At 68.4% G+C, this 17,776-nt stretch carries 17 protein-coding genes and 1 tRNA gene; 7 read left to right on the top strand and 11 right to left on the bottom strand.

The annotated features are described in order from the left end of the window. Positions 1 to 138 precede the first annotated feature (138 nt). From IM25_RS13840 to IM25_RS13830, 3 genes are all read left to right on the top strand, one after another. Entirely contained in the window at positions 139 to 960 is an 822-nt protein-coding gene (locus IM25_RS13840) for a DUF3105 domain-containing protein (RefSeq protein ID WP_065996126.1), read from the top strand. A gap of 2 nt (positions 961 to 962) precedes the next feature. After that, positions 963 to 1,670 carry a DUF305 domain-containing protein gene (locus IM25_RS13835; protein WP_033097983.1) on the top strand — a complete coding sequence of 236 codons (708 nt, stop codon included), beginning with the start codon at positions 963 to 965 and terminating at the stop codon, positions 1,668 to 1,670. Between the two features lie 120 nt (positions 1,671 to 1,790). Then, positions 1,791 to 1,866 (top strand) — tRNA-Arg (locus IM25_RS13830). A 67-nt stretch (positions 1,867 to 1,933) separates the two neighbouring features. On the opposite strand, the gene IM25_RS13825 is transcribed toward IM25_RS13830, so the two are convergent. The 6 genes from IM25_RS13825 to IM25_RS13800 form a co-directional block, all read right to left on the bottom strand. After that, a complete protein-coding gene (locus IM25_RS13825) occupies positions 1,934 to 2,296 on the bottom strand; it encodes a nuclear transport factor 2 family protein (protein WP_006552574.1) in 363 nt (120 codons plus the stop codon). After that, complete coding sequence (locus tag IM25_RS13820; RefSeq protein ID WP_033097984.1) at positions 2,293 to 3,291, bottom strand: MBL fold metallo-hydrolase; 999 nt, start codon at positions 3,289 to 3,291, stop codon at positions 2,293 to 2,295. The genes IM25_RS13825 and IM25_RS13820 overlap by 4 nt, the downstream gene beginning before the upstream one ends. Positions 3,292 to 3,343: 52 nt before the next feature. Beyond that, positions 3,344 to 4,471 carry a 3'(2'),5'-bisphosphate nucleotidase CysQ gene (locus IM25_RS13815; protein WP_033097985.1) on the bottom strand — a complete coding sequence of 376 codons (1,128 nt, stop codon included), beginning with the start codon at positions 4,469 to 4,471 and terminating at the stop codon, positions 3,344 to 3,346. Continuing rightward, a complete protein-coding gene (cysC, locus tag IM25_RS13810) occupies positions 4,468 to 6,303 on the bottom strand; it encodes an adenylyl-sulfate kinase (RefSeq protein WP_065996125.1) in 1,836 nt (611 codons plus the stop codon). Before cysC ends, IM25_RS13815 begins: the two co-directional genes overlap by 4 nt. Further along, on the bottom strand, positions 6,303 to 7,235 hold the full coding sequence (cysD, locus tag IM25_RS13805) for a sulfate adenylyltransferase subunit CysD (protein ID WP_033097986.1): 933 nt from the start codon (positions 7,233 to 7,235) through the stop codon (positions 6,303 to 6,305). Before cysD ends, cysC begins: the two co-directional genes overlap by 1 nt. 115 nt (positions 7,236 to 7,350) lie before the next feature. Next, on the bottom strand, positions 7,351 to 8,292 hold the full coding sequence (locus IM25_RS13800) for an IclR family transcriptional regulator (RefSeq protein ID WP_033097987.1): 942 nt from the start codon (positions 8,290 to 8,292) through the stop codon (positions 7,351 to 7,353). Positions 8,293 to 8,374: 82 nt separating this feature from the next. Between IM25_RS13800 and IM25_RS13795 the strand changes: the two genes are divergently transcribed. The 4 genes from IM25_RS13795 to IM25_RS13780 all read left to right on the top strand — a co-directional run bounded on the left by IM25_RS13795 (position 8,375) and on the right by IM25_RS13780 (position 12,090). Next, positions 8,375 to 9,541: a hypothetical protein gene (locus IM25_RS13795; RefSeq protein WP_006552567.1), complete on the top strand. Its 1,167-nt coding sequence runs from the start codon at positions 8,375 to 8,377 to the stop codon at positions 9,539 to 9,541. After that, a complete protein-coding gene (locus IM25_RS13790) occupies positions 9,538 to 10,329 on the top strand; it encodes an SDR family oxidoreductase (protein ID WP_065996124.1) in 792 nt (263 codons plus the stop codon). The genes IM25_RS13795 and IM25_RS13790 overlap by 4 nt, the downstream gene beginning before the upstream one ends. A gap of 12 nt (positions 10,330 to 10,341) precedes the next feature. Continuing rightward, positions 10,342 to 11,490 (top strand): sulfotransferase family protein, encoded by a 1,149-nt coding sequence (locus IM25_RS13785; protein ID WP_033097988.1) that lies wholly within the window; start codon positions 10,342 to 10,344, stop codon positions 11,488 to 11,490. A gap of 72 nt (positions 11,491 to 11,562) precedes the next feature. Then, the gene (locus tag IM25_RS13780) at positions 11,563 to 12,090 is read left to right on the top strand and encodes a MarR family winged helix-turn-helix transcriptional regulator (protein ID WP_033097989.1); all 528 of its coding nucleotides are present in this window, start codon (positions 11,563 to 11,565) and stop codon (positions 12,088 to 12,090) included. A 76-nt stretch (positions 12,091 to 12,166) separates the two neighbouring features. Here the strand turns inward: IM25_RS13780 and IM25_RS13775 are convergent, their stop codons facing one another. The 5 genes from IM25_RS13775 to IM25_RS13755 are packed head-to-tail and all read right to left on the bottom strand — an operon-like array spanning position 12,167 to position 17,604. After that, positions 12,167 to 12,943: an enoyl-CoA hydratase gene (locus tag IM25_RS13775; protein WP_006552563.1), complete on the bottom strand. Its 777-nt coding sequence runs from the start codon at positions 12,941 to 12,943 to the stop codon at positions 12,167 to 12,169. Then, a complete protein-coding gene (gene mmsB / locus IM25_RS13770) occupies positions 12,940 to 13,848 on the bottom strand; it encodes a 3-hydroxyisobutyrate dehydrogenase (protein WP_006552562.1) in 909 nt (302 codons plus the stop codon). The genes IM25_RS13775 and mmsB overlap by 4 nt, the downstream gene beginning before the upstream one ends. Beyond that, positions 13,845 to 14,909, bottom strand: a complete 1,065-nt coding sequence (locus tag IM25_RS13765; protein ID WP_065996123.1) for an enoyl-CoA hydratase/isomerase family protein — start codon at positions 14,907 to 14,909, stop codon at positions 13,845 to 13,847. The genes mmsB and IM25_RS13765 overlap by 4 nt, the downstream gene beginning before the upstream one ends. Beyond that, the gene (locus tag IM25_RS13760; protein WP_033097990.1) at positions 14,906 to 16,060 is read right to left on the bottom strand and encodes an acyl-CoA dehydrogenase family protein; all 1,155 of its coding nucleotides are present in this window, start codon (positions 16,058 to 16,060) and stop codon (positions 14,906 to 14,908) included. The genes IM25_RS13765 and IM25_RS13760 overlap by 4 nt, the downstream gene beginning before the upstream one ends. Before the next feature lie 11 nt (positions 16,061 to 16,071). Then, positions 16,072 to 17,604 carry a CoA-acylating methylmalonate-semialdehyde dehydrogenase gene (locus tag IM25_RS13755; protein WP_006552559.1) on the bottom strand — a complete coding sequence of 511 codons (1,533 nt, stop codon included), beginning with the start codon at positions 17,602 to 17,604 and terminating at the stop codon, positions 16,072 to 16,074. Between the last annotated feature and the right edge of the window lie 172 nt (positions 17,605 to 17,776).

The following is a 17,776-nucleotide window of genomic DNA, read 5'->3' as shown; positions in this document are numbered from 1 at the left end:
GCTGGTCGATCGCGGCGCCGACGCTCCCCCTACCGGCAGCTCCGGGCACCGCGCGAGAGCACGCCCGTAGAGTTGTGGGTGTTTGTGCGCCCGATGGGCGCGCGTCCGCCTGTCCACCCGTCGAAAGAGCACACAGCGATGCCCAGCGGTTCGGTTAGTGGCGGCTCCGGTAACAAGAAGACCGGAGCCAAGTCGTCGAAGGCCATTCAGGCCGCCAAGAAGAAGAGCGGCGGCGCTCGCGGGGTCCCCGCGCAGCGTCAGATCCCGTGGTTGACGATCGGCGGCGTGGCCCTGGTCGTCGTGCTGGTCGCCGTGATCGCTGTGAGCCTGATCCCGAAGTACCAGAACCAGCAGGAGATGTCGGCATGGACGCCGTCGGAGTCCAACCAGGACCCGTCGGACGACATCGAGGGCGTGCTGAAGATGGAGTACCCGGCCGGTGTGCACGTCGCGCCGGGCCAGCGCGTCGCGTACGACCAGTCGCCGCCGTTCGGTGGCCCTCACGACTCCGTCTGGGCGACCTGCACCGGAACGGTCTACGAGCAGCCTGTGCGGAACGAGAACATGGTGCATTCGCTCGAGCACGGCGCCGTGTGGGTGGCATACAACCCCGATCTGCTCGACGACGCCGCGGTCGACACGCTCCGCGCGAAGGTCGACGGCCGCACCTACATGATGATGTCACCGTATCCGGGACTCGAGGCTCCCGTCTCACTGCAGTCGTGGGGTCACCGGCTCGAGGTCGACAGCGTCGACGACGAGCGCATCGACCAGTTCATCAGCGCGCTGCGCCTGAACCAGTACACCTACCCCGAGGTGGGTGCGAGCTGCTCGACGATCCCCGGTTCGTTCGATCCGGCGACCCCGCCGGCCTTCGACGCCTCCGAGCCCGGCCCCGACGCGGTGCCTATGAACGCGGAGACCGCCGGCGACATGCAGCAAGCACCGGCCGGGAGCTGACGATGAGCGAGACCTCCTCGGACATCTCCACCCCAGAGCGCGGTGGGCACAACCGGCTGCTGCTGGTGCTGCTCACCGTCGCTGCGGTCGCCGTCGGTTTCCTCGCGGGGTTCCTGTCCCGGATCCCCTTCGAGGACTCCGCGCAGGCGGCGCCGGAGGCCGGCTCGGTGGACGTCGGATTCGCGCAGGACATGATCGTGCACCACGACCAGGGCGTCGAGATGGCCGCCGTGGTGGTCTCCAATTCGGAGGACGATCGGATCCGCAACATCGCGTACGACATCCTCACCACCCAGCAGAACCAGATCGGTCAGATGCAGGGCTGGTTGTCGCTGTGGGGACAGCCGGCGCTGCCGACGGGCGAGTACATGGAGTGGATGACGGAGACGGGTCACGGGCACGGTGATCACGGCACGACCGCCGAGTCCGAGGATTCGGACGGCTCGCACCTGATGCCGGGTATGGCGACCTCCGAGGATCTCGCGAATCTCCGGGCCGCGCGCGGTCCCGAACTGGACGTGCTCTTCCTCCAGCTGATGCTGCGCCACCACGAGGGTGGTCTGCCGATGATGGAGTACGGCGAGCAGTACGCGAGCACCTCGGCGGTGCGCAATCTGGCGGGCACGATGGTCGCGACGCAGCAGGGCGAATCGGATCTGATGAGGTCGCTGCTCGCCGAGCGCGGCGCCGAACCGCTGCCCCTCAACTGAGCCTTCGCGCGGCGAAACTGCGACTTCGGGCCGAAAACCGGCTCTGACCTGGCGATGTGGAGTTGAGCGCTCGATGCGCTAGGCTAACTCCCGCACCTCCGGTCATCCGGTGGTCCGGATGCCCTCGTAGCTCAGGGGATAGAGCGCTTGCCTCCGGAGCAAGAAGTCGCAGGTTCGAATCCTGCCGAGGGCACCACGAAGGCCCCGCTTCTCACGAAGCGGGGCCTTCGGTGTTCCAGGGGTCTTCGGTGTCCCAGAGCCGGTCAGTTTCCGGTGGTGAAGGGTGTGGGATCGAAGTAGTCGCGGCAGGCCGCGATCTTCCCGTCGACGATCTCGAAGACGCCCGTGACGGGCAGCTCGATCGTCCGGCCGTTCATCGTGAACACATCGGTGCGTTCGTTGAGCACGACGTTGCCGGAGACCGCCTGGTGGTGGATGCGGTAGTCGATGGCCCCGAAGGACGTCACGAAGCCCACGATGTACTTCTCGATCGCCGCGCGGCCGCGGATCGGTTCCATCGGGATGTTGTGGAAGACCGCATCCTCGGCGAAGAAGGCCGCGAGCTCGGCAGGATCGGGATCGGCCCAGCGACGGCAGAACTCGGTGACCAGCTCGTCGGGGCTCATCGGGTCTGCACGCGCGCGAAGCGGGCGGGTTCCGCACCGGGCACGCGACGGACCCGTCCCCGCTCGATGAGCTGCCGGACGTGCGCCGAGCCTTCTGCGAGCGCCATCCTCTTGCCGTGCAGGGGGGTCTCGTCCCACGGCCGGTACCAGCGCATGCGGGCGGTGGCCTCCCACAGCGTGAGTTCCTCGTCGCCGAACGCGTCGTAGAGATCGTCGAGGCGCTGGTCGTGGTGGGCGATCAATTCGCCGACGCGGTTCGGCAGGTCGTCGATCTGCCGCCGGTGCGCGGGCAGTGCGCGTCGCACGGGCAGGTCGGCGACCGCGCGCAGCGAGTCGAGGTACTCCCCCAGTGCGTCGCGTTGCGGCAGAGGGAAATCGAACTCGCCGACGTGCGGGGTCGTGGTCGCGAGGACGTGGTCGCCGCTGAACAGCACGCCGTGTTCCTCGAGCAGGAAACACGCGTGGCCGGCGGTGTGGCCGGGGGTCAGCACGGTGCGCAGGGACCGCCCGGTCAGCGGGATCGTCTCGTCGGCACCGAGTTTGCGGTCGGGCAGCGCGTCGGGACGGCCGACCGCCGGTACGAGGGTGGCGAGCGACTCCTCGATCGCGTCCTCGGGTGCCCCTGCGCGGCGCAGCAGTTCGGCTTCCTGGGGACGGCGGTCGTCGTCGGAGAGCATGACCTCGAGGTGGGCGAAGTCGGCCTCGTTCATCGCGACCCAGCACCCGGAGGCCTCCCGGATGCGTCCGGTGAGCCCGACGTGGTCGGGGTGGAAGTGGGTGACCACCACGCCCTCGACGTCGGTGACCGACAGGCCCGCCGTGGCCAGGCCGTCCTGCAGCGCCGCCCACGACCGGTCGTCGTTCCAGCCGACGTCGACGAGGACGACGCCACGCGGGGATTCCATCACGTAGACCTGGGTGTCGCCGACCGGCAGGTCCGCCACCGGGACGGGAACGACGTGGATGCCGTCCCCGATATCACGCGCTTCGGCCATGGTGATGCCTCTCGATCATGATGACTTTCGTTCGAAAGCTACAACAATGAATTCAACTATTACCCTGCGCGGGCTCGATGATCGCCACGATCGATCGGATCTCCCCCGCCGGGATGTCGAAGTGCTCGGTCACCGCGACCGACGTCTCGGCGCCCGGACGTGCTGCGATGTCCAGGACGAACCGCGCGACGATACTGTGGTGCCATTCGCGGAACTGCAGGTCGCGGACGCGGCGGATGGGCCGGTATTCCGGGCCGTTCTCGAGGCGGTCGCGGATCTCGATGCCGCTGTCGCCGGTGCGTTCCCCGTTCTCGACCCGCCAGGCGTCCTCGGCGAGCCGGACGTGGGACGCGTCGTGGCTGACCAGGGATCGGATGTATGCGCGTGCCATCGCGGCGCGGGGGCTGTCGGTCGGCCCGGTGGCGTGCGCGGCCAGCGCGGCCATCACCTCCGGTGCCCAGTCTGCGCGGCAGATCACGAGGTCGGGCAGATACGGGTGCGGCCGGTTGTATTCGAGTTCGCTGCCGTCGATCCGCGCGCAGTGCAGACCCGCAGCGCGCGCGACCGCGACCGGCGCCGCCGAATCCCACTCCCACTGACCTCCGGCGTGGATGTAGGCGTCGGCCTCCCCGCGGACCACCGCCATGGCCTTGGCACCGGCCGACCCCATCCGGATCAGATCGGCACCGAGATCGCGGGCCAGATCGAAGACGAAGGTGGGCGGCCTGCTCCCGCTGATGACGATGCGGGGGCGACGGCGGGCCGGCCGCGGCGCCGGGACCGGATCTGCGGTGCTGTGGACGACGCCGATCGCCGGTTGCGCGACCGCGGCGGCGGTGAGCCCTCGTCCTGCCTCCCAGAGCGCGATGTGGACCGCCCAGTCGACATGGTCGGGCATCCCGTACTCCTTCGACCCGTCGAGCGGGTCGATGATCCAGACGCGGTCGGCGCCGACCCGGGCCGGATCGTCCGCGGATTCCTCCGAGAGCACCGCGTCGCCGGGCCGCGCGGTCGCCAGCCGTTCGAGGATGTAGGTGTTGGCGGCGTGGTCGCCGCGCCGGCCCAGCTCGCGCCCGGTAAGGGCATCCGATTCGATGGCGCGGACCGTGAGCAGCAGTTCACCTGCGCCGGAAGCCGTCTCGGCCGCGAGCCGAGCGTCGTCGCTGTTGTCGTGCGTCATGGCCTCAACAATTCCACGACGAGGCCCGCCTGCACGGCAGGCGTGCCGTCGTGGGGGCGCACGACCAGCTCGGGATCGGACGGTGGTTCGTAGGGATCATCGACGCCGGTGAAACCGGTGATCTCACCGGCACGTGCCCGCGCGTACATGCCCTTCGGGTCGCGGGCCTCGCAGTCGGCGAGCGGCGTATCGACGAAGACCTCGACGAACCGGATCCCGGACTCCTCGTGCTGCCGGCGGATGCGGTCGCGGTCCTGACGGTAGGGACTGATGAGCGCGCAGATCGCGACGAGTCCGGCGTCGGCCATCAGCTGTGCGACCGCACCGACGCGGCGGACGTTCTCCGCGCGGTCCTCCGGACCGAAGCCGAGGTCGGCGTTGAGGCCGTGCCGGAGGTTGTCGCCGTCGAGGCGGTAGGCGGGGATGCCCTCGGCGAGCAGTCGTCGTTCGAGTTCGACGGCGAGGGTGGACTTGCCGGAGGCGGACAGCCCGGTGAGCCATACCGTCGCCCCGGCCCTCCCCCGTTCGGGCCGTGAGACCGCCGCCGAGTGCCAGACCACCGCCGTGTCGGCGAGTGTCGGGCCGGTGATCGTTCCGGCCGCGACGGTGTTGCCGGTGCGTTCGTCGACGAGCACGAAGCTTCCGGTGGTGCGGTTGCGCCGGTAGGGGTCGAACAGCAGCGGCTGTTGCGTCCACAATTGCACGCGGCCGATCTCGTTGAGACCGAGCGTCGTCGCGGCCTCGTCGCGGTGCAGGCTGTTGACGTCGAGGCGGTAGTCCAGCCGCGCGACCCGCGCGGTGGTCGAGCGCGTGGTGTGCAGCAGGGCGTAGCGGGCGTCCGGATCGAGGGCGGAGCGTTCGTCGAACCAGCACACCATGGCGTCGATCTCGTGGCCGACGAGCGGACGATTGTTGGGGCGGCACAGCATGTCGCCGCGTCCGACGTCGAGGTCGTCCTCGAGTTCGACGCACACCGCCGCACCGGCGAAGGCGTGCTCGAGTTCCGTCCCGCCCGGCCCCCACAACGTTCGCACCCGCGTTCCGAAACCGGAAGGGAGAACGACCACCTCATCGCCGGGCGCGAATCCGCCGGCGGCGACCGTCCCGGCGTAGCCGCGGAAGTCGCGGTGCTCACCCTCGCCCGGCCGGATGACGTACTGCACGGGCAGTCGGGCATCGATGAGGTTGGTGTCCGACGCGATGTGGACCTGTTCGAGATGGTGCAGCAGCGAAGTCCCCTCGTACCACGGCATGTTCGCGGTGCGGGAGACGACGTTGTCGCCGTGCAGGGCGGAGACGGGAACGAAGGCGAGGTCGGGCATGTCGAGCTTCGCCGCGAGATTCCGGAACTCGTCGCAGATCTCGTCGAACCGGCTCTGCGACCAGTCCACCAGGTCCATCTTGTTGATGCACAGCACCACGTGCCGCACCCCGAGCAGCGACGCGAGAAAGGCGTGCCGGCGGGGCTGCTCGACGATGCCGTTGCGGGCGTCGACGAGGACGAGTGCCAGGTCTGCGGTGGACGCCCCGGTGACCATGTTGCGCGTGTACTGCTCGTGACCGGGAGTGTCGGCGATGACGAATGTTCTGTGCGCCGTGGCGAAATAGCGATAGGCGACGTCGATCGTGATGCCCTGTTCGCGTTCGGCGCGCAGGCCGTCGGTGAGCAGCGCGAGATCGGCGCGGTCGGCGCCGCGGTCGAGGCTCGTGCGGGGCACCGCCTCGAGTTGGTCCTCGAAGACGGCCTTCGAGTCGAACAGCAATCGGCCGATGAGCGTGGACTTGCCGTCGTCGACGCTGCCGGCGGTGGCGATGCGCAGCAGGGGGGACATCAGAAATAGCCTTCCCTCTTGCGGTCTTCCATTCCGGCGTCGGAGATCCGGTCGTCCGCCCGCGTGGCGCCGCGTTCGGTGACCCTGCTGGCGGAGACCTCGGTGACCACCTCGTCCGCGGTGGTGGCGGCGGATTCGACGCAGCCGGTGCACGTCGCGTCACCGACGGTGCGGAACCGGACGAGGCTCTCGCGCGGAGTCTCCCCGGGGAGGAGGGTAAGAAAACGGTTGTGCGCGAGCAGCATTCCGTCGCGCTCGATCACCGGTCGCCGGTGGGCGTAGTACAGGGACGGCAGGTCGACGCCCTCGTCGCGGATGTAGCGCCAGATGTCGAGTTCGGTCCAGTTGGACAGCGGGAAGACCCGCATGTGTTCGCCGCGGCGGTGCCGGCCGTTGTACAGCTGCCACAGTTCGGGTCGCTGCGCCTTCGGGTCCCACTGCCCGAACTCGTCGCGCAGGCTGAAGACGCGTTCCTTCGCGCGGGCCTTCTCCTCGTCGCGACGAGCACCCCCGAAGACGGCGTCGAATCCCCCTTCCCACAACGCGCGCAGGAGGGTTCCGGTCTGCAGCCGGTTGCGGGTCGCGTGCGGTCCGTCGTCCTCGACGGCACGCCCGGCATCGATGTCGTCCTGCACCGAGGCGACGATCGACCGGATCCCCAGGCGCTCGACGGTGCGGTCGCGGAAGTCGATCACCTCGTCGAAGTTGTGCCCGGTGTCGATGTGCAGGACGGGGAACGGCAGCGGCGCCGGCCAGAACGCCTTGGCCGCGAGGTGGAGCATCACCGCGGAGTCCTTACCACCCGAGAACAGCAGGACGGGACGGGAGAAGGTCGCGGCGACCTCGCGGAAGATGTGCACGGACTCGGCTTCGAGCGCACCGAGCAGCGAAAGTTCGTAGGTCGGTGGTCGTTGCGGTGGCACCGTGGTCACTCGCGCCCCTCTCACCCGGCTCGGTACACATGTGTACCGATGCGGTCGAAGATTACTCCGCAACAGTAGAACGAGTTTCAATTCCAGGTCAACGGGTGGTCTCCGCAGCCCTCCGTCAGCGCGGTGGCCGGTGTCCGCCGAGATCCGCGGTGATCGCATCCGCGACCGCCACGAGCGCCGCGCCGTACCGTTCGATCCCGGCGGCGTCCACCTCCCGCTCGAGGTGCAGCGTGAGCACGAGCGACTGGTGGCCGTCGGGATCGTAGGCCGGGGCGGCCACGAGGTTGACCGCCCGCTTCTCCCCCGCGGCGAAGGCGTCGGGCAGCAGCACGCGCTCGCCGGGGCTGGCCACGAGTTCCGCCAGCATCTCCCTCATCTCGGGCGCGAGGTCGTGCGAGACCACTCCCGCCATGAGCGCGTACAGGCGACGGCCGCCGGGAGTGAGGGACTCCGCCAGATAACCTGTCCGGCGACATTCGGTGACGATCCGCCACAGCTCGTCGCGGTCGACGGTCACGGGCAGGGTCGGCTCTCGCCGCAGCCACTGTTCGATGCGCTCGTCGGTGTCCCACAGCACGTACATCAGCCCCACCGGGGGCGCGAAGGGGTACACCTCCCCCACGCGTGCCGCCGCGGCCGTGCCGTGGCCACCGATGACGTCGAGCACCGCGATCCGGTCGCCGACGACCGCCGACGCAGAGCACATCACGGCGAACTCCTCGGAGAGGGCGGCGAGATGCCGGTGGGCGACCGGCCCGGACGCGAAGCCGCGCTGGGCTGCGCGTCCCGCGACGATCAGTGCCGGCCCGAGACCGTAGGTCTTGTCGACGGGGTCGCGGATCAGATAACCCGCGTCGGCGAGCACGGTGAGGATGCCCAAGCAGGTGGGCTTGCTCAGATCGAGTTCGCGCGCCAGTTCCGACAGTCCGAACCGGACGCCGGGTCGCGCGACGAGGTGGTCGAGGACCTGCACGACGCGTTCCGTGGGCGGCGACCGGCGGGCGGCTCCCGCCCCGGCGGTCGGCTTCCCTAGTGTCTCGGTCTCGCGACGAGCCATTGACCCTCCCTGGAACACGTTCTACTCTCGGCGCAACGGAAGACTACCGCAGCGGTACATATTTGGACCAGAGGAGATCGTAGTGCTCACCGATCCGCTCACCGCGGCGATAGCCGAGGCCGAGAAGCTCGTCGCCACAGCCCCGCACATCCGCACCGAACAGGACCTCGTCGAGGGATACGGATATCTGGCGGGCGGGATCTCGGCGTGCATCCACGCCACCTTCGCGTACAGCCGATCCCATCCGGTCTTCGTCACCGGCACCGGCCCCTACGCGAAGATGGGCCTCGACAATCCCGACACCCTGTACTGGGGCGCATCGATCCGCGACGACGCCGAGTACGTCGTCGCCGGGCGCCGCGGCACGACCTGCGATCTCAGTTTCCAGGTGCTGGCCGGCAACTACACCGACGCCGAGGTGCCCGGCAACGTCACGGCCTTCGACGACCGCGCGTTGACCATCGCCGACGACGGCACCTTCCAGGTGCGGTTCGGACCCGGCCCACGAGACCCGGAACGTAACTACTTCCCGCTCGCGCCCGGCTCGTCGCAGCTCGTGGTCCGCGAGGTCTACAGCGACTGGACGCAGCGCCGCGGCATGCTGAGCATCCACCGGCTCGACAGTCTCGGCACCCCGGCACCCGAACCCACCCACCAGGACGCGGTCACCCGTTACGAACGCGCCGGTCGCGCACTGGTCTCGCGGGTGAAGACCTGGCTGCAGTTCCCCGAGTGGTTCTACCTGAAGCTGCCGGTGAACACGGTCACCGAGCCGCGCCGCACCCCAGGTGGTCTCGACACGCAGTACTCATCCGTCGGGCACTACGAACTCGGCGACGACGAGGCGATGGTCCTGACCCTCCCGGCGAGCGACGCGCCCTATCTGGGCTTCCAGATCGGCAGCCTCTGGTACATCTCCCTGGACTACATCCACCACCAGACCTCCCTGAACAACAGTCAGGCGCAGGTCGATCCCGACGGGATGGTCCGGATCGTGGTCTCGGCCCGCGATCCGGGGCTGACCAACTGGGTCGAGACCCTCGGCCGCAGCCGCGGGATCCTGCAGTTCCGCTGGCAGCGCCTCGATCGCGAACTCACCGCAGCCGACGGCCCGACCGCCGAGGTGGTGCCGTTCGACCGGCTCTCCGAGGTCCTGCCCTTCCACGATTCGAACCGCATCACTCCCGAGGCCTGGGCGCAGCGCATCGCGGACCGTCAGCGGGGCGTCGCCGATCGGATGCTCGCATGAGCGCGGCAGCGGGACTGCTCCGCGACCGCGTCGTCGTGATCTCCGGTGTCGGCCCGGGACTGGGGCGCACCCTCGCGCTGCGGTGCGCCGAACAAGGCGCCGACGTGGTGCTCGCCGCCCGGACCCGGGAGCGGCTCGAGAAGGGTGCAGCGGAAGTCGAGAGCACGGGCCGCCGGGCCCTGGTCGTGCCCACCGACATCACCGACGACGAGTCCGCCGCCGCCCTTGTCGAGTCTGCGGTCTCGGAGTTCGGTGGTGTCGACGTGCTCGTCAACAACGCGTTCTCCGTTCCGTCGATGAAACTGTTGGCGCGCACTGACTTCCAGCAGATCCGGGACAGCGTGGAGCTCACCGTCCTCGGCGCGCTGCGGCTCACGCAGTTGTTCACCCCCGCCCTCGCCGAGTCGGTCGGCGCGGTGGTCAACATCAATTCGATGGTGCTGCGGCACTCCCAGGAACGTTACGGCAGTTACAAACTCGCGAAGTCGGCGTTGCTGGCGATGTCGCAGTCCCTGGCGACGGAACTCGGACCGCAGGGAATCCGGGTGAACTCCGTTGCACCGGGGTACATCTGGGGGCCGATCCTGCAGGGGTACTTCGAACACCAGGCGGGAAAGTACGGCACCACCGTCGAACAGATCTACGAGCACACCGCCGCCACCTCCGATCTGAAGCGTCTCCCGACAACCGAGGAAATCGCGGATGCGGTGATCTTCCTGGCCTCGCCGATGGCGTCGGCGATCACCGGCCAGTGCCTCGACGTCAACTGCGGCGAATACCACCACTGAACGGGAAAGCACATGAGCGAACGCACCACCGTCGGCACCGTCGAGGATCTGCACGCTTCCGCGACCCGCCTGACGGGCCTGACCGATTTCGGCGACGACGACTACCGTGACGGGCTCGAGGTCCTGCTCGACTCGTATGCGCGGGACGAGAAGCTCACCCCGCTCGGCAGCAAGATGTCACGGGTCTTCCTGCGCGGCGCCCTCGTGGCGCGGTTGCTGTCGGCATCTGCCTGGTCTGCCCATCCCGAGCACGCGGACGTCCCGGTCACCCGGCCGATCTTCGTCACCGGCCTGCCCCGTACCGGCACGACGGCACTGCACCGCCTACTCGCCGCGGATCCCGCCCATCAGGGGCTCGAGATGTGGCTGACCGAGATGCCGCAACCGCGACCTCCTCGCGAGACCTGGGCGGAGAATCCCGTCTTCGCCGGGATCGAGGCCGGATTCGCACAGCACCACGTCGAGCATCCCGAATTCATGGGTGTGCACTACATGTCGGCCGCCGAGGTCGAGGAATGCTGGCAGTTGCTGCGCCAGTCGTTCCGCTCGATCTCCTACGAGTGCCTGGCCCACCTGCCCACCTATTCGCAGTGGCTCGCGGAGCAGGACTGGACCGCGGCCTATGCCCGGCACCGGAGGAATCTGCAGCTCATCGGACTGCCGGACGCCGACAAGCGGTGGGTGCTCAAGAATCCCAGTCATCTGTTCGCACTGGACGAACTGCTCACGGTGTATCCGGACGCGCTCATCGTCGTCACCCATCGAGATCCGCGCACCGTGATCCCGTCGGTGTGCAGCCTCGCGGCGCAGGCCACAGAGGGATGGTCCGACGCGTTCGTCGGTGAGACGATCGGGCGCAGCCAGCTCGACCTCTGGGCACGGGGTTTCGATCATTTCACCGAGGTGCGCCGCCGGCACGATCCCGCCCGTTTCGTCGACGTGGACTACCGGGATTTCGTCGCCGATCCACTCGGCACCGTCGGCGGCCTGTACGACCGGTTCGGTCTGCCGTTCACCGCGGAGGCCGAACGCGCGATGGCCGACCTGCACGAAGAAAGCCGCAGCGGGGCAAGGAAACCCGCGCACCGGTACACGCTCGAGGAGTTCGGGCTGAGTGTGGGCGAAGTCGACGAACGTTTCCGCGACTACGCGTACCGCTGAACCCGGCAGGAAAGGCACCGGAAACCGGTGTGCCCTGGCTACCTGCGCGTTCGTCCGTGGGATGATGGAGGCATGCCCGCACCACTCCCCCTCGACCCCATCGCCGAAGCCCACCGCCAGTGGACCGCCCACGGCTGGGGCGAAGTCGCGGACGGCATGGCCGCGGTCACCTCGGTGATGCGGGCACAGCAGATCATGATGGCGCGGGTCGAGGAGGTGCTCAAGCCCTTCGGCCTGACCTTCGCCCGCTACGAACTGCTCACGCTGCTGCATTTCACCAGGTCGGGAGCATTGCCGATGGCGAAGGCCAGCGCGCGCCTGCAGGTGCACCCCACCAGCGTCACCAATGCCGTCGACCGGCTCGAGAAGGCCGGACTGGTCCGGCGTACCCCGCATCCGAGCGATCGACGGGCCACACTCATCGAACTCACCGACGAGGGACGGGCATTGGCGATCCAGGGGACGGAGAAGCTCAACACGGAGGTCTTCGCCCGGCCCGGCATTCCGGAGGAGCACATCGACACACTGCTGCGCATCATCGCGACGATGCGGCACGACGCCGGCGACTTCGACACCGGCGGTGCGCCTTCCAAGTGGTGAGGCGCGAGAGATTGCCGAGAAACGAGGAGGGCCGCCCCGTTCGGGGCGGCCCTTCGTCGTGTACGGGTGGTGCGGATCAGGCGTGCTTGAACTCCGGCGCGCGCTTCTCGACGAAGGCCGCCATGCCTTCCTTCTGGTCGGCGGTGGCGAACGTCGAATGGAACACGCGGCGCTCGAACTTCACGCCCTCGGCCAGCGTCGTCTCGAAGGACCGGTTGACGGCCTCCTTCGCCATGATCGCAACCGGCAGCGACATCGACGCGATGGTCGTCGCCGTCTCGAGCGCCACGTCGAACAGTTCGGCGGCGGGAACGATGCGCGAGACGAGTCCGGCGCGCTCGGCCTCCTCGGCGTCCATGTTGCGGCCGGTCAGGCACATGTCCATGGCCTTGGCCTTACCCACGGCGCGGGTGAGACGCTGCGATCCGCCGATGCCCGGGATGACGCCGAGCTTGATCTCGGGCTGACCGAACTTGGCGGTGTCGGACGCGATGATGAAGTCGCACAGCATCGCCAGCTCGCAACCGCCACCGAGCGCGTAGCCCGACACCGCAGCGACGATCGGCTTGCGGACGGACGAGAGCCGATCCCACTGCGAGAACAGGTCTTCCGCGTAGACCTCGGCGAAGGTCTTCGGAGCCATCTCCTTGATGTCGGCGCCGGCGGCGAACGCCTTCTCCGAGCCGGTGAGCAGGATCGCACCGATCTCGTCGTCCGCGTCGAGTTCCTCGACGGCGGCGACGACTTCACGCATCAACTGGCTGTTGAGGGCGTTGAGCGCCTTCGGCCGGTTGAGGGTGACGATGCCGACGCGGCCTTTGCGGTCGAGCAGGATGGTCTCGAAATCGGTCACTGGCTGTCCTTCACGGTCGAGCGGTCTCGGATGTCGGTGATGATGGCGGAGAAGTCGAGTCCTCCACCACCCTCGGTGTTGAAACGATGGTAGAGCTCGGCTGCACGCAGTCCGAGTTCGGCCTCGACACCGTTGGCGCGCACCGCGTTCGCGGCCAGTCCGAGATCCTTGTCCATGAGCGCGGCCGCGAAGCCCGGCGTGTAGTCGTTGTTCGCGGGGGTGGTCGGGACGGGGCCCGGCACCGGGCAGTTGCTCGTCAGCGCCCAGCATTGACCGGACGCGTTGGACGCGACGTCGAACAGTGCCTGGTTGTCGAGGCCCAGCTTCTCACCGAGGACGAACGCCTCGCTGATGGCGATCATCGAGATGCCCAGGATCATGTTGTTGCAGATCTTCGCGGCCTGGCCGTTGCCCGACCCGCCGCAGTGGACGATCTTACGTCCCATGGCCTCGAGCAGCGGCTTCGCGGTGGCGAAGTCGTCCTCGCCGCCGCCGACCATGAACGCGAGGGTGCCTGCGGCGGCACCGGCGACACCGCCGGAGACCGGGGCGTCGACGGCACGGTGACCGGCCTTGCGTGCCTTCTCCGCCGCCGCGCGGGCATCGGCGACGTCGATGGTCGAGCTGTCGACGAACAACGTGTTCGCCTCGGCCGCAGGCAGGATCTCGTCGTACAGGTCGAGGACGAGCTTGCCGTTGGGCAGCATGGTGATCACGACCTGGGCGCCGCGCACCGCGTCGGTCGCGGTCTCGGCGACGGTGATGCCGTTCTTCGTGGCCTCTTCCTGCGCAGCGGGAACCGGGTCGTAACCGTTGACTGTGTACCCGGCGCGGACGAGGTTCGCGGCCATCGGCCCACCCATGTGTCCGAGGCCGAGGAAGGCGACGGTGGGAAGTTCACTCATCGGTCGTTCTCCTTGGAAGCGGCGAGCCCGAGTTCGAGATCGCCGAGCGGCTGGAAGTAGGCGTCGACGTCGGCCTCGGTGACATCGGCGAGGGTCGCCGGCGACCACTGCGGGGTGCGGTCCTTGTCGACGACCTGTGCGCGGATGCCCTCGACGAGGTCGTGCGACTTCAGCGAGGCGGTCGAGACCCGGAACTCCTCGTTCAGCACCTCTTCGAGGCTGCCGAGCTGCCGGGCGTGACGCAGCGAGCGGAGGGTCACCTTCAGCGCGACAGGCGATTTCGCGAGCACCTGGCCGGCGGTCTCCCGTGCCTCCGGAACATCGGAAGCCCGAAGGCGTTCGACGATCTCCTCGACGGTGTCGGCGGAGTACGCCGCGTCGATCCATTCGCGCTGCCCGAGCAGCGCCGATTCCGGTGCGGGCTGCGAGTATTCGGCGAGCGCGTCCTCGAGCGGGCCGGATTCGAGTGCGGCGACGAACTTGTCGAGCGAATCGGACGGCAGGTAGTGGTCGGCGAAGCCCAGGGTGACGGCGTCGCCGGCCTTCATCCGTCCGGTGGTCAGCGCGATGTGCGTGCCGATCTCGCCGGGGGTGCGCGAGAGCAGGTAGGTGCCGCCGACGTCGGGAACGAATCCGATTCCGGTCTCGGGCATCGCGATGCTCGAGCGTTCGGTGACGATCCGGACGTTGCCGTGCGCCGAGATCCCGACGCCGCCGCCCATGACGATGCCGTCCATGATCGCGATGTACGGCTTCGGGTAACGACCGATGGCGGCGTTGAGGATGTACTCGTCGCGCCAGAAGTCCTGCGATCCCGTGCCGCCGTCCTTGGCGTCGTGGTAGATCGAGACGATGTCGCCGCCGGCGCACAGGCCGCGCTCACCGGCACCGCGCACCAGCACAGCACGCACCGAATCGTCGTTCTCCCACGCGCTCAGGGCCTTCGACATCTCGAGGACCATGGCGTGGTTGAGGGCGTTGATGGCCTTGGGCCGGTTGAGCGTGATACGGCCGATGCCGTCCTTCACGTCGATGAGGATCTCGGGTTCCTGCCCGGTCATGCCACTCCGTTCTGCGCTGCGGCCACCACGCTCCGCGCGACGACCACCCGCATGATCTCGTTGGTTCCTTCCAGGATCTGATGCACGCGCAGGTCGCGGACGATCTTCTCGATCCCGTACTCGGCAAGGTAACCGTATCCGCCGTGCAACTGCAGCGCCTCGTTCGCGACCTCGAAACCGGTGTCGGTGGCGAAGCGCTTGGCCATCGCGCACAGCTCCACGACGTCGTCGGCGCCACGGTCGAGAGCGTCGGCGGCACGCCACAGCATCGTGCGTGCGGCCTCGAGTTCGATCCGCATGTCGGCGAGGCGGAACTGCAGCGCCTGCGAGTCGAGCAGCCGCTCGCCGAATGCCTTGCGCTCGGCGAGGTAGGCGACCGCCCGGTCGAGGGCGGTCTGGCCGCCGCCCACCGAGCACGCGGCGATGTTGATGCGGCCGCCGTTGAGGCCGTGCATGGCGATCCGGAAACCGCCGCCCTCGGTGCCGAGGAGGTTCTCGGCGGGCACGCGGGCGCCGTCGAGGATGACCTGGCGGGTGGGCTGCGCGTTCCAGCCCATCTTCTTCTCGTTGGCGCCGAAGGACAGCCCGGTGGTGTCCTTCGGGACGATGAACGCCGAAATACCGCGGGCGCCGGTATCGCCGGTGCGGGCCATGACCACGTAGACGTCGGACGTGCCGGCCCCGGAGATGAACTGCTTGACTCCGGTGAGCACGTACTCGTCGCCGTCACGAACGGCCTTGGTGCTCAGGGCCGCCGCATCGGATCCGGCGCCCGGCTCGGTGAGGCAGTAGCTCGCGAGGTTCTCCATCGTGCAGAGCTTCGGGATCCACTGCTTGCGCTGGTCGTCGTTGCCGAACTTGTCGATCATCCACGTGACCATGTTGTGGATGGAGATGTAGGCGGCGATGGACGGGCAACCCTTCGCGAGCTCCTCGAAGATGCGGACGGAGTCGAGGCGTCGCAGCCCCGATCCGCCCACGTCCTCGCGGACGTAGATCCCGCCCATGCCCAGTTCGGCGGCCTTGCGCAGCACGTCCACGGGGAAGTGCTTGCTCTGGTCCCATTCGACCGCGTTCGGGGCCAGATATTCGGTGGCGAAGTCCCGGGCGGTGTCGCGGATCGCCCGGTCGTCGTCGGTGAGAACGAACATCGATGGACCGCCTAGTTCATCGTCGGGATGACGAAGTGGTCGGTGTCGGCCACGTGCGCACCCTCGATGTCGCCTTCCTTGACACCGGACGGCCAGCGCTGCGTGACCGTCTTGGTCTTGGTGTAGAAGCGGAAGGCGTCGGGGCCGTGCTGGTTGAGGTCGCCGAAGCCGGAGGCCTTCCAGCCGCCGAAGGTGTAGTACGCGATCGGGACGGGGATGGGGACGTTGATGCCGACCATGCCGACCTCGACGCGGGCGGCGAAGTCGCGGGCGGTGTCGCCGTCGCGGGTGAAGATCGCGACGCCGTTGCCGTACTCGTGCTCGGTGGGCAGGCGCAGGGCGTCCTCGTAGTCGCGCGCACGCACCACGGTGAGCACGGGGCCGAAGATCTCCTCCTTGTAGATGGACATCTCGGGGGTGACCTTGTCGAACAGGGTGGCGCCCGAGAAGAAGCCGTTCTCGTGGCCCTCGAGGACGAAGTCGCGGCCGTCGACGACCAGCTCGGCGCCTTCTTCGACGCCCTGGGCGATGTAGCCGTGCACGCGGTCGCGGGCGGCGGCGGTCACGAGCGGACCGAAGTCGGCCTTCTCGTCGAAGCTGGTGCCGATACGCAGTTCGGCGATGCGCTCGGTGAGCTTGGCGACGAGACGATCCGCGGTCTCCTCGCCCACGGGGACGGCGACGGACAGCGCCATGCAGCGCTCACCGGCCGAGCCGTAGGCGGCGCCGACGAGTGCGTCCGCGACCTGGTCGAGGTCGGCGTCGGGCATGACGATCGCGTGGTTCTTCGCACCACCGAAGCACTGTGCGCGCTTGCCGTTCTTCGCGGCCGTCTCGTAGATGTACTGCGCGATGGGGGTCGAGCCGACGAAGCCGATCGCCTTGATGCGCGGGTCGTCGAGCAGGTAGTCGACGGCGCTCTTGTCGCCGTTGACGACGTTGAACACACCGGCGGGCAGGCCGGCCTCGAGGAACAGCTCGGCCAGACGGAGCGGCACCGAGGGGTCGCGCTCGGAAGGCTTGAGCACGAACGCGTTTCCGGCGGCGAGCGCCGGGCCGGCCTTCCACAGCGGGATCATGGCCGGGAAGTTGAACGGGGTGATCCCGGCGACGACGCCGAGGGGCTGACGCATCGAGTACACGTCGATTCCGCCGCCTGCGGACTCGGTGTACTCACCCTTGAGGAGGTGCGGGGCGCCGATCGCGACCTCGATCACCTCGAGGCCGCGCTGGATGTCGCCCTTCGCGTCGGGGACGGTCTTGCCGTGCTCGCTCGACAGCAGGTGGGCGAGCTCGTCCATGTTCTCCTGCACGAGGTACACGAACTTCATGAGGACGCGCACTCGCTTCTGCGGATTCCAGGACGCCCACACCTTCTGCGCCTCGGCGGCGTTGGCGATGACGGCGTCGACCTCGGAGTCGGCCGCGAGCGGCACGCGGGCCTGGACCTCTCCGGTGTTGGGGGCGAAGACGTCGGCGAAGCGGCCGGAGGTGCCGGCGACGTGCTGCCCGCCGACGAAGTGGGTCAATTCTCGAACGCTCATGTCCGATCCCGTCCTTTACTGGTGTGCGATGACGTGGGGTGTGCGATTTCGGCACGAACGGGCCCAGGCCCGAAGTCTTCGCTCATCCTATAGTTGGAAGTCCACGTATGTCTACCGTCACACCGGACCGGATCGGCCGGCACCCTCACGCACGGTCGATGCGCGAGGGGCC

The organism is Rhodococcus sp. p52 (assembly GCF_000763325.2).
GTDB classification, from domain to species: domain Bacteria; phylum Actinomycetota; class Actinomycetes; order Mycobacteriales; family Mycobacteriaceae; genus Rhodococcus; species Rhodococcus pyridinivorans.
Note: the sequence above shows the minus strand (reverse complement) of the source record. Positions and strands in the feature narration are given on the sequence as shown.